The 13567-nt window shown below is 73.5% G+C and carries 10 protein-coding genes; 8 read left to right on the top strand and 2 right to left on the bottom strand.

The annotated features are described in order from the left end of the window. Position 1: 1 nt before the first annotated feature. Positions 2–1798, bottom strand: a complete 1797-nt coding sequence (locus LQF12_RS08450; RefSeq protein ID WP_231052506.1) for a DEAD/DEAH box helicase — start codon at positions 1796–1798, stop codon at positions 2–4. A gap of 263 nt (positions 1799–2061) precedes the next feature. Here LQF12_RS08450 and LQF12_RS08445 point away from each other — a divergent pair, with 263 nt between their 5' ends. The 4 genes from LQF12_RS08445 (at position 2062) to LQF12_RS08430 (ending at position 8178) form a co-directional block, all read left to right on the top strand. Further along, entirely contained in the window at positions 2062–3771 is a 1710-nt protein-coding gene (locus LQF12_RS08445; RefSeq protein ID WP_231052505.1) for a dynamin family protein, read from the top strand. Then, positions 3768–5447, top strand: coding sequence for a GTPase (locus LQF12_RS08440; protein WP_231052504.1), 1680 nt, complete (start codon positions 3768–3770; stop codon positions 5445–5447). The genes LQF12_RS08445 and LQF12_RS08440 overlap by 4 nt, the downstream gene beginning before the upstream one ends. A 117-nt stretch (positions 5448–5564) precedes the next feature. Beyond that, positions 5565–7376 (top strand): aspartate--tRNA ligase, encoded by a 1812-nt coding sequence (gene aspS, locus LQF12_RS08435; protein WP_231052503.1) that lies wholly within the window; start codon positions 5565–5567, stop codon positions 7374–7376. 4 nt (positions 7377–7380) lie between these two features. Beyond that, positions 7381–8178 carry a GNAT family N-acetyltransferase gene (locus tag LQF12_RS08430; RefSeq protein WP_231052502.1) on the top strand — a complete coding sequence of 266 codons (798 nt, stop codon included), beginning with the start codon at positions 7381–7383 and terminating at the stop codon, positions 8176–8178. Here LQF12_RS08430 and LQF12_RS08425 read toward each other — a convergent pair. Next, on the bottom strand, positions 8168–10474 hold the full coding sequence (locus LQF12_RS08425; RefSeq protein WP_231052501.1) for an MMPL family transporter: 2307 nt from the start codon (positions 10472–10474) through the stop codon (positions 8168–8170). The two genes, LQF12_RS08430 and LQF12_RS08425, sit on opposite strands and share 11 nt — an antisense overlap. A gap of 74 nt (positions 10475–10548) precedes the next feature. Here LQF12_RS08425 and LQF12_RS08420 point away from each other — a divergent pair, with 74 nt between their 5' ends. The 4 genes from LQF12_RS08420 (at position 10549) to LQF12_RS08405 (ending at position 13539) form a co-directional block, all read left to right on the top strand. Then, positions 10549–11895, top strand: coding sequence for a replication-associated recombination protein A (locus tag LQF12_RS08420; protein WP_231052500.1), 1347 nt, complete (start codon positions 10549–10551; stop codon positions 11893–11895). A 200-nt stretch (positions 11896–12095) separates the two neighbouring features. Then, positions 12096–12722, top strand: a complete 627-nt coding sequence (gene rpsD, locus LQF12_RS08415) for a 30S ribosomal protein S4 (protein WP_231052499.1) — start codon at positions 12096–12098, stop codon at positions 12720–12722. 143 nt (positions 12723–12865) lie between these two features. After that, positions 12866–13222, top strand: coding sequence for a DUF948 domain-containing protein (locus tag LQF12_RS08410; RefSeq protein WP_231052498.1), 357 nt, complete (start codon positions 12866–12868; stop codon positions 13220–13222). Continuing rightward, on the top strand, positions 13219–13539 hold the full coding sequence (locus LQF12_RS08405) for a hypothetical protein (RefSeq protein ID WP_231052497.1): 321 nt from the start codon (positions 13219–13221) through the stop codon (positions 13537–13539). Before LQF12_RS08410 ends, LQF12_RS08405 begins: the two co-directional genes overlap by 4 nt. Positions 13540–13567 lie beyond the last annotated feature (28 nt).

Below are 13567 nucleotides of genomic sequence, written 5' to 3'. Positions count from 1 at the left end.
CTCAGCGGGACCCGCCGCTGCCCACCGGACGACGTCCGCGGTGGGCAGGGGCGGGGCGGCGCGAGTCGGGCCGCCCCGACGAGCGCTTGCCGGATCCGCCCGGGCGGGCGCCGGCTGAGCCACTCGGGCCACCGGCGCCACCACGGGGGCCGGTGTCGGGCCGGATGCTCAGCGTCTGACCGGCCACGCGGGCGTGGGAGATCTTCCGCGTGACGTCCGGGCTCAGCTCCGGGCCGATCTCGACCAGCGAGAACCGGGAGAAGATGTCGATCTTGCCGAGATCGGACCCGCGCAGACCGCCCTCACCGGTGATCGCGCCGACGATGTCCTGCGGCCGGACGCCGTGGCTGTGGCCGACGGCGACGCGGTAGACCGAGCCCTGCCCGGTCCGGCGCGGACGCCCGCTCGCGGCACGTCCACGGCCTCGCTCACCCTCCTCGGCGAAGGACTGCTCGGAGACCGGGGCCACCTCCTCGGCGTCCTCGCTGCGGGGACCGCCGTCGCCCACCGCCAGGGCGAGCAGTGCGGCCGCCACCTCGGTGAGGTCGCCCTCGTCGCCGATGTGGGCGGCGAGCTGGTCGCGGTACATGGCGAGGCGACCGGCGGCGATGCGCTCGGAGACCGAACCCAGCACGGAGGCGGCGCGGTGGGCGCTGACCTCGGCAGGGGTGGGGATCGATGCCTCGGTCATGGTGGTGCGGGTGAGGCGCTCGATCTGCGTCAGCCGGCCGCGCTCGCGCGGGGTGAAGAACGTCAGCGCCATCCCGGAGCGTCCGGCCCGGCCGGTGCGGCCGATGCGGTGCACATAGGCCTCGGCCTCGCGGGGCACGTCGAAGTTGACCACGAGTCCCAGCTTGTCGACGTCGAGACCGCGGGCCGCGACGTCCGTGGCCACCAGCACCCGGACCGCGCCGGAGCGCAGGCGCTCGACGATCCGCTCACGCTCGCGCTGGGCGACGTCTCCGCTGATGGTGGCGGCGCTGACGCCCCGCTCCAGCAGGGCACTGCCGACCTCCTCGGCGGTCTGGCGGGTGCGGACGAAGACCACGGCCGCCTCGGCGTCAGTGGTCGCCAGCACACGGGCCAGCGCACCGATCTTGTGCCGGAAGGGCACGACGGCGTAGGTCTGGGTGATCGTGTCGGTGGTGGAGGAGGGGCGCGAGGTGGCCACCTCGACCGGGGAGCTCATGTGGCGCCGCGCCACCGCCCGGATGGCGGAGGGCATCGTGGCGGAGAACAGCGCGGTCTGACGGTCCGGGGCGGCCGCGGACAGGATCTTGTCGACGTCCTCGGCGAAGCCCATGCGCAGCATCTCGTCGGCCTCGTCCAGGACGAGCATGCGCACCGCGGACAGGTCCAGGGCGCCCTTCTCGAGCATGTCGATCACCCGGCCGGGGGTGCCGACGACGATCTGCGCGCCCTGCGACAGGCCACGCAGCTGCGGGCCGTAGGGAGCACCTCCATAGATGGAGAGCACCTGCAGCCCGGCCTCACCGACGAAGGACGCGGTGGCGTCGGCCACCTGGATGGCGAGCTCACGGGTGGGGGTCAGGATCAGGGCCTGGACCCCGCGGGAGGCGCCGTCGATCCGCGCGAGCATCGGCAGCGCGAAGGCCGCCGTCTTCCCGGTGCCGGTCTGGGCGACCCCGACGAGGTCGCGGCCCTCGAGCAGCGGCGGGATCGCGGCGACCTGGATGTCGGTGGGAATCGTGAAGCCCAGCGTGGCGATGGCTCGGAGGGAGGTCTCGGGGAGGCCGAGGTCGGCGAAGCTCCCGGCCTCGTGCTCGGTGGTGGGCATGGCGGCAGGAACAGTGGAAGACACGTGGGAACCAATCGGTGTGCAGGGGAGGGGGACTCGGTGGGAGGCCTCGGACCGGTCGGTCCTGCTCCGCGTCGGCCCTCACTCCATGCGCCAGCTGTTCGGCGTCTCCACGGCGGCGTTCCGCCCAGGGCCTGGTGCGGGATCTGCGCTCCAGGGATGCATGACCATCCTACGGGTCCGTCCGCCGAACTGAGGGGTGCTGTGCGCAACGTCACCAGGGCTGCTGGCATGATCGGGACATGGAGAGCGAGCTGCGGGAGGTGAGGGACGCCGTCGCCGGGGCACGGCTGCCGCTGCAGACGGCCCACGCCGACGTGGCCAGGGCCCATCGCAACCATCTCCTCGCCCAGCTCGACGACTACGTCCTCCCGCGCGCCGCCTCGCTCGACGCCCCGCTGCTGGTGGTGGTGGGCGGGTCGACCGGGGCCGGGAAGTCGACCCTGGTGAACGCCCTGGTGGGCGAGCCGGTGGCCACGACCGGCGCGCTGCGGCCGACCACGCGCGACCCGCTGTTGATCCACCACCCCGGTGACGCGGGCTGGTTCGTGCCCACCCGGGTGCTCCCGCACCTGGCGCGGGTGCGGGGCAGTGGCGCCAGGCAGGACCGGGGCACGGGTGGGGTGGTGCGGTTGCTGGAGACCGACGCGGTGGGGCCCGGCCTGGCGCTGCTGGACGCGCCCGACATCGACTCGGTGGTCGACGCCAACCGTGAGCTCGCCGGCCAGCTGCTCGCCGCGGCCGACCTGTGGATCTTCGTCACGACCGCCCACCGGTACGCCGACGCGGTGCCCTGGGGGCTGCTGCGCGAGGCTGCCCGCCGCGACGTCGCCGTCGCGGTGGTGCTCGACCGGGTGGCGCCGGCCGTCCGGGCCGAGGTCAGCGGCGATCTGACACAGATGCTCGCCGACGAAGGCCTCGGCGGGGCGCCCCTGTTCGTCGTGGCCGAGACCCGCCTGTCCGGCGGCATGCTGCCACCGGAGTACCTGACCGACCTCGCCCGGTGGCTGGCGGGGCTCTCGGCCGACAGCGACGCGCGCGCGCAGCTGGCGCGCCAGACCCTGCACGGCGCGGTCCGGGATGTCGCGCAGGGCGCGGCCGATCTGGCCGGAGCGCTCGAGGAGCAACGCCGGCTGGCCATCGACCTGCGCGGGCGGGTGGCCGGCGCCTACGACACCAGCGATCTGCTGCGGACCCTGGCCGACGGCGCGCTGCTACGCACCGAGGTGCTGGCCCGCTGGCAGGACTTCGTCGGCACCGGTGACTTCATCCGGTCGGTCGAGTCGACCGTGGGCCGGGCGCGGGACCGCGTGACGGCCTTCGTGACCGGCAGACCCCAGCCGGCGCGGAAGGTGGAGGACGCGATCGGGCACGGGGTGCTGGCGGTGCTCGTGGACCAGGCCGGGACCGCCGCCGAACACGCCTATCAAGCGCTTTCGCGCGAGCCCGCGGGCCGCGCCCTCGTGGCCGGGGCCGCCCAGGACGGCACGAGTCTGGACAGGGCCTCGCCCGACATCGCCGAGCGTGCCGGGGAGCAGATCCGGGGCTGGCAGCACTATCTGCTGGAGCTGGTCCGCACCGAGGGCCAGGACAAGCGCACGACGGCGCGGATGCTCGCCTTCGGCGTGAACGGCGTCGCGGTGGTGCTGATGATCGTCGCCTTCGCGACCACCGGCGGGGCGCTGCTCGGCTCCGAGGTCGCGATCGCCGGTGGCGCGGCCGTGGTGGCGCAGAAGCTCCTCGAGGCGATCTTCGGCGACCAGGCCGTACGCCGCCTCGCCGAGCAGGCACGGGCGGACCTGGACACCCGCGTCCAGACCCTCTTCGCGCAGGAGCAGGGCCGGTACGAGACGTTGCTGCCGGACACCGGCCGGATGGACACTGCGGCACAGGCGCTGCGGACGAACGCCGCATCCGCCCTGGCGGCCCTGGCCGCCGTGGAGCGCGCGTGAGAGGGCGTGCCACGGCCCTGAGTGACCGGCTCCACGCGCTCGAGGAGGCGGTCGGGGCTCTCACCCCGGTCGTCGGCCCGGGGGAGCCCATGATCGAGGCGGCGCTCTCCGGCGCCCAGGGGGTACTCCAGCGCGCCGGAGAACGCGGCGCGCTGTCCGCCGCGCACACCGTGGTCGCGCTGGCAGGGGCGACCGGCAGCGGCAAGTCCTCGCTCACCAACGCGCTCGCCGGTCACGACGTCACCCAGGTGGGCGCCCGCCGGCCCACGACCGGACATCCGGTGGCGGTGGTGTGGGGGACCGAGCCGAGCGCGCCACTGCTCGACTGGCTCGGGATCGACCGGCGGGTCGGCGCCGAGGCGGCCGGCGGGCCACGGCTGGACGGGTTGGTGCTGGTGGACCTGCCCGACATCGACTCGGTGCGGACCGACCACCACGACCGCGCGGCCCGCCTGGCCGCGCGTGTCGACATGCTCGTGTGGGTGCTCGATCCGCAGAAGTACGCCGACGCCGTGGTGCACCAGCAGTACCTGCGCCCGATGGCGCGGCACGCCGAGGTCACCCTGGCCGTGCTCAACCAGGTGGACCTGCTCTCCCCGCCGGACGTCCGCCAGGTGATGGCCGACGTCGCCGGCCGTCTCGCCGACGACGGCCTGCGTGGCGTGGAGGTGCTCGGGGTCTCCGCACTCACCGGTGCCGGACTGCCGGACCTGCGCCGGCGCCTGGCCGACGTCGTCGCCCGCCGTGCCGCGGTGCAGGCACGGCTGCAGGCCGACGTCGCCACCGCCGCGGACCGGCTCGCCGACGTGTGCCCGGCGCCTGCGCCCGGTGCGGTCTCCCGCACCGAGCAGCGCCAGCTGGTGGACCGGCTGTGCGAGGCGGGGGGCGTGGAGGCGGTGGCCACCGCCGTCGCCGGCTCCTACCGCTACCGGGCGCGCATGCGCGCCGGGTGGCCGGTGACCCGCTGGCTGGGGCGGCTACGCCCCGACCCGCTGCGCCGCCTGCATCTCGGCCGCCCCGGGCAGGAAGCGAATCCGAGCCGTGACGATCCGGTGCTGACCGTCTCCTCCGCGCCACCGCCGAGCCCGGCGGTGCGCTCCCAGGCCGCGAGCGCGCTGCGGCGGCTCGCCGAGACCGGTGCCGGATCGGCCACGGGCGTGTGGCGGGACCATCTGCGGGAGGGTGCGATGGCACACGTAGACGACCTCCCCCGCGCCCTGGATGCCGCGATCAGCTCCCACCGCACCGTCCATGCACGCGACCCGCGGTGGTTCGCCCTGCCCGCGGTGCTGCAGTGGTTGTGGTTCGCGACCGCCGTCGTGGGCGCGTTGTGGCTGGGCGTGATCGCCGGCGTGCGCTACCTGGGCCTGCCGCCGCCGTGGACGCCGCAGCTGGGACCCGTCCCGGCGCAGGAGTCCGGGGCTCTGCTGCCCGCGCTGCCGGCGCTGCCCTGGCCCACGGTGGCACTGCTGGGCGGGTTGCTGCTCGGGCTGCTGACCTCCGTGGTCGTCTGGGGGGCGGCACGGATCGGGGCGGCACGCCGGCGCCGGCGCACGCGGATCGCGCTACGCACCGCCGTGACACAGGTGGCCGAGCGGCTCGTCCTGGCCGAGGTCCACGCGCGGGTGCAGGCGGCCCGCACCTACGCCCACGCGCTCGAGCGCGCGCGCCGCTGAGCACTGCGTGCGCACGGTTGCGCACGCCCGTCCCGGGGCCGTCCACGCTCCGCCAGGGCATTAGGATCGACCAGGCACCGCCCTGGCGCCCCCGCCCGAACGATCCGGAGGACCCTCGTGCTTCGCACCCACCAGGCCGGCACCCTGCGTGCCGGCGACATCGGCACCACCGTCACCCTGACCGGGTGGGTGGATCGCCGTCGTGATCACGGTGGGGTGGCCTTCCTCGATCTGCGGGATTCCTCCGGGATCGTCCAGGTCGTGGTCCGCGACGAGGAGATCGCGCACCCGCTGCGCTCGGAGTTCGTGCTGCAGGTGACCGGCGAGATCAGCGCCCGGCCCGAGGGCAACGCCAACCCCAACCTCGGCACCGGTGAGATCGAGGTGATCGCCGGCGAGGTCGTCGTGCTGAACGAGAGCGCGCCGCTGCCCTTCCAGGTCTCCACCGCGATCGATGCGCAGGTCACGGTCTCCGAGGAGGTGCGCCTGAGCCACCGCTACCTGGACCTGCGCCGCCCGGGCCCGGCGGCGGCGATGCGGCTGCGCTCCCAGGTCAACCGCGCCGCGCGCAGCGTGCTGAACGAGGCCGGCTTCCTGGAGATCGAGACGCCCACGCTCACCCGGTCCACGCCGGAGGGCGCGCGTGACTTCGTGGTGCCGGCGCGGCTGGCGCCCGGCTCCTGGTACGCCCTGCCGCAGTCGCCGCAGCTGTTCAAGCAGCTGCTGATGGTGGCCGGGATGGAGCGGTACTACCAGATCGCCCGCTGCTACCGGGACGAGGACTTCCGCGCCGACCGGCAGCCGGAGTTCACCCAGCTCGACGTCGAGATGAGCTTCGTCGACCAGGACGACGTGATCGCGCTGGCCGAGCAGGTCCTGACGGCGCTGTGGCGGCTGATCGGTCACGAGATCAGCGCGCCCATCCCGCGGATGACCTATGCGGACGCGATGCGCCGCTACGGCACCGACAAGCCGGACCTGCGCTTCGGCCTGGAGCTGACCGAGCTGACCGACTACTTCGCCGACACCCCCTTCCGGGTGTTCCAGGCCCCCTACGTGGGCGCGGTGGTCATGCCCGGCGGCGGGTCGCAGCCGCGCCGTCAGTTCGACGCGTGGCAGGAGTGGGCCAAGCAGCGCGGGGCCAAGGGCCTCGCGTATGTGACCGTCGCGGAGGACGGCGAGCTCGGCGGACCGGTCGCGAAGAACCTCTCCGAGTCCGAGCGCGCCGGCCTGGTCGAGGCCGTGGGTGCCTCCCCGGGTGACTGCGTCTTCTTCGCCGCCGGCAAGCAGACCGAGGCGCGGGGCCTGCTCGGCGCCGCCCGGCTGGAGATCGGCCGCCGCCAGGGGCTCATCGATGACAGTGCCTGGTCGTTCGTGTGGGTGGTGGACGCACCGCTGTTCAAGCCGACCGGTGAGGACGACGACGTGGCCGTCGGCGGTGGCGCCTGGACGGCCGTGCACCACGCCTTCACCTCGCCGACGCCGGAGTGGATCGACACCTTCGAGTCCGACCCGGGCAGCGCGCTGGCCTACGCCTACGACATCGTCTGCAACGGCAACGAGATCGGCGGTGGGTCGATCCGTATCCACCGCAAGGACGTCCAGCAGCGGGTCTTCGAGGTGATGGGGATCGGGGCCGAGGAGGCGGCCGAGAAGTTCGGCTTCCTGCTCGAGGCGTTCTCCTACGGCGCGCCCCCGCACGGCGGGATCGCCTTCGGCTGGGACCGGATCGTGGCCCTGCTCTCGAAGGCCGACTCGATCCGCGACGTGATCGCCTTCCCGAAGTCCGGTGGCGGCTACGACCCGCTCACCGGTGCTCCTGCTCCGATCTCCGCGCAGCAGCGCAAGGAGGCCGGCGTGGACGCCAAGCCGGAGCCGAAGGGTGCAGGGTCGAACGAGGCGACGTCGAACGACGCACCCGCACAGTAACCAGGTGGCGCCGACCTTCCGCCGGCTGACGTCGGCGGCGGACCTGGGCCCGCAGTGGTCCTCGCTGCCGGTGCTGCGGGCGGACGTCCCGCGGTACCGGCAGGCGATCTGGTGGGCCGGCCCCGGCGCGGTCGCCATGAGCACGGCCGCCGAAGGGTCCGCTCGATCGCTGGTCGGGGTGGGAGAGCCCGCAGCGCTGGCGGACGTGGTCACCGCCGCGTTCACGCCCGACGGCGCCCCCTCCCCGGGGAGCGGCCTGCACATGCCACCGGCCGTGGTGAGCCTGACCCGCGGCACCTGGGACCTGCTGCCCGCCGCGGTGCGCACGTGGCTGGGCACCACCCGGGCCAGCCACTGGGACTGGCTCGTGTGCACCGAGGCGCCGCCGCCGACCTCGGCGCACGAACGCGTGGTCGAGCTCGACCTCGGCCTGGAGCGAGCCGAGATGGCCGCGCTGCAGCAGCTGGTGCTGCCCCACACCTACACCCCGCTGGACAAGCCCGGCACGCGCTGGTTCGGCTGCCGGGACGATCGCGGACGGCTGGTGGCGATGGCCGCGGCCGGCGGGTGGGTCCACGAGGTCCACCTCGGCTCGATCGTGACCCACCCGGACGTGCGCCGTCAGGGGCTCGGCTCCGCGCTGACCGGTGCGCTGACGCGGCGCGGCCTGGCCGCCACCGGGCAGGTCAGTCTGGGCCTGTACGCCGACAACCACGAGGCGCGGCGGGTCTACGCACGGCTCGGGTTCGCCCTGGGGCAGCAGTGGGAGAGCCGCCGGCCGCCGTCGCGGGTCAGTGCGTGATCGCGATCCGGCGGTGCAACGCCCGCAGCGGCCGTGGCGCCCACCAGTTCCGGCTGCCGAGCAGCGTCATCGTCGCCGGCACCAGCAGCATCCGCACGAGGGTGGCGTCGATGATGACGGTGACGGCCAGCGCGAAGCCGGCCTGCTTGATCACCACCAGCTCACCGCTGATGAAGCCGGCGAAGACGACGACGATCACCGCCGCCGCCGAGGTGATGATCCGACCGGACTGCTGCAGGCCGTCCCGGACCGCCTGGTCGTTGCCCTGCCGCCCGCCGGGGCCCCGGTCGTAGAACTCCTTGATCCGGGCGATGAGGAAGACCTCGTAGTCCATCGCCAGGCCGAACCCGAACGCGACGACGACCGCCACCACGTAGGACTCCAGACCCCCGACGGGTTCGAAGCCGAGCAGGTCGCTCAGGTGCCCCTCCTGGAACACCCAGGTCGTCACGCCGACCGAGGCCGCGAGCGAGAGCAGGTTCACGATCAGCGCCTTCAGCGGCACCAGGATCGATCCGGTCATGGCGAACAGCAGCACGAAGGTGGCGAGCACCACCACCCCGGCGGCGAGCGGGACGCCGTCGATCAGGGCCTGGGTGAAGTCGATCTGGCTCGCGGCCTGGCCGTAGACCCAGTACTCGACATCGGCCTGCGCGCCCAGGTCGCGGATGGCGGTCACCACGTCCTGCGCGTCCTGACCCCCCGCGTCCACGCCCTCGGGCAGGCGCACCCCGAGCACGTCGTAGTCGGAGTCGAGCTCGCGCGCGGGGTCGACGCTCGAGACCCCGGGCAGGTCCGAGATTGACTCGCTCAGGGCCTGGGCACCATCCGGACCGGCTGAGCCCACCAGCACCTGCACGGCCGGGTCGGACAGCGCCGGGTACTGCTCCTCCAGGGTGTCGACCACCTCGCGCTGCTCGGTCCCGGGCGGGAGCATGTCCACGGTCGAGCTGCGCAGCTGCAGGCCCAGCAGCGGTGAGGCGAGCAGGAGCAGGATCGCCGCCGTGCCGAGCATCACCACCCACGGGTGGCGCTGGACGCGGCCGGCGAGCGCCGAGAACAGCCCCGTCGGGGGAGCGGTCTCACCGAAGCGGCCGAGCACGTGACGCACCCCCGGGATGCGGGAGAGGGCGCTGGGGCGCAGCATCCGCCGGCCGCGCCAGGCGAGCAGCGCGGGCACCAGCGTCAGGGCACTGAGCAGGGCCAGGGCCACGACCGACAGACCCGCGGCCCCGAGGGAGCGCAGGATGTCCGGTCGCAGCAGCAGCAGGCCCGAGACGGCGACGGCCACGGTGACCGCCGAGAACGCGACCGTCCGCCCGGCGGTGGTGAGGGTGCGCCGGGTGGCACGGATGACGGCGGCGTCACCGCGGCCGTGACCGCGACGCCGGCTCCGGCGGGAGGCGCCCAGCGGGATCGGGCCGGTGGCCGCGAGCTGCTCGGCCTCCTCCTCCACGGCATGCCGGATCTCCTCACGGAAGCGGGAGACGATCAGCAGGCCGTAGTCGATGGAGAGCCCGAGGCCGAGCACCGTGACGATGTTGACGACCACGGAGTCGAGCTCCAGGACCGCCGAGAACCCCCACAGCACCGCGAGCCCACCCGCGATCGACGCCAGCGCCCCGGCCAGCGGCATCCCGGCGGCCAGGAAGCCGCCGAAGACGATCACCATGATCAGCAGGGAGATCGGCAGCGCCACGATCTCGCCGGTCACCAGGTCGCTCTCCATCTGGTGGATGATCGCGTCGGTGATGAGGCCGGCGCTGGTCAGCCGGGCGTCGGCGCCGAGGTCCTCGGCCAGGGTGCCGAGCTCGGCGGTGACGTCCTCGAGGGCAGCCTCCTCGGCGTCCTCGGCCAGGGCTGCGTCCAGGGTGACGGTGACCACGAAGCCGTCACCGTCCTCGGCCAGGAACGGGACGGCGGCCGGGGACTGTGCCCCCTCGGGCACGATGAACGGGTCCGTCACCGACTCCACGCGCTCGTCGGCCAGCAGCACCGAGTGCAGCCGCGAGGCGGCCCGGGCCGCCTCGGCCAGCGTCTCCTCCGACTCCAGATCGACGCCGCTGAGGACGGCCGTGATGGTGGCGCCGTCCTCGGTGGCATCATCGACGATGGTGCGCGCCTCCTCGGTCTCCGAGCCCGGTACGCGCGGTTCACCGCTGTGCAGGCGGTCGAAGAGGCCACCGGCCCCGAAGCCGGTGGTCGCGAGCGTGCCCGCGAGGGCGAGCAGGACGAGCCAGAGGACGACGATGCGGCGGGGGGCGCGAGCGGTGACGGCTCCGAGGCGATCGAACACCGGCCTATCATCGCAGGCCGCAGGGCTGCGGATCGTCGCCGGAGCGGACACTCGGGGCGCGTAGGCTCTCACGCGTGGACTTGTTCGAATCGGTCGGCACCGATGACGCCGGCGTGCCGCAGGCCTCGGCGACGGCGCCCCTCGCCGTCCGGATGCGGCCCGCCAGGCCCGAGGAAGTGCTCGGGCAGGCGCACCTGCTCGAGTCGGGCTCTCCGCTGCGGCGGTTGATCGACCCTCCGGCCGCCGGGACGCTGCCGCCGTCCTCGGTGGTGCTGTGGGGGCCGCCCGGCACCGGCAAGACGACGCTGGCCTACCTGGTGGCGCACGTGTCCGGGCGCCGGTTCGTCGAGCTCTCCGCGGTCACCGCCGGGGTGAAGGATGTCCGCACCGTGATCTCCGATGCCCGACGGCGACTGGCCGGTTCGGGGGAGGAGACGGTGCTCTTCATCGACGAGGTGCACCGGTTCTCCAAGACCCAGCAGGACGCACTGCTGCCGGCGGTGGAGAACCGGTGGGTGACGCTGATGGCGGCCACCACCGAGAACCCGTCCTTCTCGGTGATCTCCCCGCTGCTGTCGCGCTCGATCATGCTGACCCTACGCTCGCTGGTGACCACCGACCTGGACGCGCTGATCACGCGCGCGCTGACGGACGAACGCGGGCTCGGCGGTCAGGTCGAGCTGGAGGAGGAGGCGCGTGCGTACCTGCTGCGCCTGGCCGGCGGGGACGCCCGCAAGGCGCTGACGATCCTGGAGGCGGCGGCCGGGACCGCCGTCGGAGCGCAGGCAGGGTCCATCACCCTCGAGGCGGTCGAGCGCGCCATCGACGTGGCCGCCGTGCGCTACGACCGGGACGGCGATCAGCACTACGACGTGATCAGCGCCTTCATCAAGTCGATGCGCGGTAGCGACGTGGACGCCTCGCTGCACTACCTGGCCCGGATGGTGGTGGCGGGGGAGGACCCGCGGTTCATCGCCCGTCGGGTGGTGATCGCGGCCTCGGAGGACGTCGGGATGGCCGACCCGACGGCCCTGCAGACGGCGATGGCCGCGGCGCAGGCCGTCGCCCTGATCGGGATGCCGGAGGCGCGGATCATCCTCGCCCAGGCGGTCGTGCACGTGGCCGCCGCCCCGAAGTCGAACGCCGCCTACGCGGGGATCGACGCGGCGATCGCGGACGTCAAGGCCGGCCGGATCGGCGTGGTCCCGGCGCACCTGCGTGACTCCCACTACGCCGGGGCGCAGCACCTGGGCCACGGCGCCGGCTATGTCTACAGCCACGACGAACCCCACGGGGTGGCGCGGCAGGAGTACCTGCCCGAGGACCTCGCCGGTGCTCGCTACTACCAGCCCACCGACCGCGGCTTCGAGCGGACCCTGTCCGAACGGCTCGACCGGATCCGCTCGATGCTGGGGCGGTAGCCCTGCTGGTGCGACCGGTGCGCCCCGGCCGATGCGGTAGAGTGTCGGGGTTGCCCACTCGGGCACGCCTGGGGTCCTAGCCGATGGACCGTCCCGTCTCGGGATGCTCCTGGAGTTGGCCCCACACCCCGGTCACCGCGACGCACGCGTCGCGGAGCGTGGTGTGACGTCAGGATCAACACGACAGGAAGAATCGCCACATGGCATCGCAGAACCGCACGCGCCGGCAGGTCCGGCTCTCCCGCTCGCTCGGGATCGCCCTGACCCCGAAGGCCGTCAAGTACTTCGAGAAGCGCCCCTACCCGCCGGGCGAGCACGGCCGTGCACGCCGCCGGACCGACTCCGACTACGCCGTGCGTCTGAAGGAGAAGCAGCGTCTGCGCGCCCAGTACGGGCTGCGTGAGGCTCAGCTGCGTCGCGCCTTCGTCGAGGCCCGCCACGAGCAGGGCCTGACCGGTGAGTCGCTGGTGGAGCTGCTCGAGATGCGCCTGGACGCGCTCGTGCTGCGCGCCGGGTTCGGCCGCACCATGGCGCAGGCGCGCCAGGCGGTCGTGCACCGCCACATCCTGGTCGACGGCAAGCTGGTCGACCGCCCCTCCTTCCGGGTCAAGCCCGGCCAGGTCGTCCAGGTCAAGCCCCGCAGCCAGACCATGGTTCCCTTCCAGGTCGCCGCCGCCGGCGCCCACCGCGACGTGCTGCCGCTGGTGCCGGAGTACCTCGAGGTGCAGATCGAGAAGTTGCGGTTCGAGCTGACCCGCCGCCCCAAGCGCGCCGAGGTGCCGATCACCTGTGACGTCCAGCTGGTCGTCGAGCACTACTCGCGCTGATCCACGCGCGTATCCACTGACGCGGCGCCCCGGGCGAGGCCATCACGGCCGTGCCCGGGGCGTCGTCGTCTCACCCGCCGGGCCGGGCGCCCGGTAGGGTCGCCTCACCAGACCCGTTGCCCTCGGTAGGAGAACCACAGCTCATGTCTCTCGGTGACATCGCCGGCCTCATCGCCGCGATCGCATTCGTGCTCCTGGTCGGTGCTCTCGCGGTGCCGCTGCTCAAGTTGGGCCGCGTGATGGACGAGGCACGCAAGAGCCTCGCCGACGTCACCGAGCACACTCTGCCCGTGATCGACGAGGCCGCGGTCACGATCACCTCGGCGAACAGCCAGATCAGCAAGGTCGACACGGTGACCACGGCGGCCGCCGAGGTCTCCACGAACGTCTCGGCGTTGACCTCGCTGGTGGCCGCCACGGTCGGTGCGCCGCTGGTCAAGGTCGCGGCCTTCTCGCTGGCGGTGCGTGGCATGTTCGGCAAGGGGGAGAAGGACAAGTGAAGCGACTCCTGTGGGTGGGTGTCGGCGTCGCGGTCACCGTGGTGGTGCTCCGGCAGGCCGGCAAGGCCAACGAGCGCGTCGGCGCGATCGCCCACGCCGTGAGCCCGGCGGGCCTGGCCGAGTCGGTCACCACGCTCGCCTCGGCCGCCCGGGACCTGACCGAGCAGCTGCGCACCTCGATGGCCGAGCACGAGGACCGGCTCACGGCGGCGCTGCTGCCGAGCCAGGCCGAGCAGAGCCACGCCCGTCAGAGCCGAGCCGAACGCCACGCTCCCTCGTCCTGGCCGGACGACTTCGACATCGACGACACCCTGTAGACCCTCCGCCCGCTCCGTGCTGTCTGCG

It is taken from the genome of Ruania suaedae, assembly GCF_021049265.1.
Taxonomy (GTDB): Bacteria; Actinomycetota; Actinomycetes; order Actinomycetales; family Beutenbergiaceae; genus Ruania; species Ruania suaedae.
Note: the sequence above shows the minus strand (reverse complement) of the source record. Positions and strands in the feature narration are given on the sequence as shown.

What these genes read in the sequence shown, in the direction of transcription:
- LQF12_RS08450 (WP_231052506.1), bottom strand. Translation starts at nt 1,798, where the DNA reads ATGCCCACCACCGAGCACGAGGCCGGGAGCTTCGCCGACCTCGGCCTC.
- LQF12_RS08445 (WP_231052505.1), top strand. Translation starts at nt 2,062, where the DNA reads ATGGAGAGCGAGCTGCGGGAGGTGAGGGACGCCGTCGCCGGGGCACGG.
- rpsD (WP_231052499.1), top strand. Translation starts at nt 12,096, where the DNA reads ATGGCATCGCAGAACCGCACGCGCCGGCAGGTCCGGCTCTCCCGCTCG.
- LQF12_RS08410 (WP_231052498.1), top strand. Translation starts at nt 12,866, where the DNA reads ATGTCTCTCGGTGACATCGCCGGCCTCATCGCCGCGATCGCATTCGTG.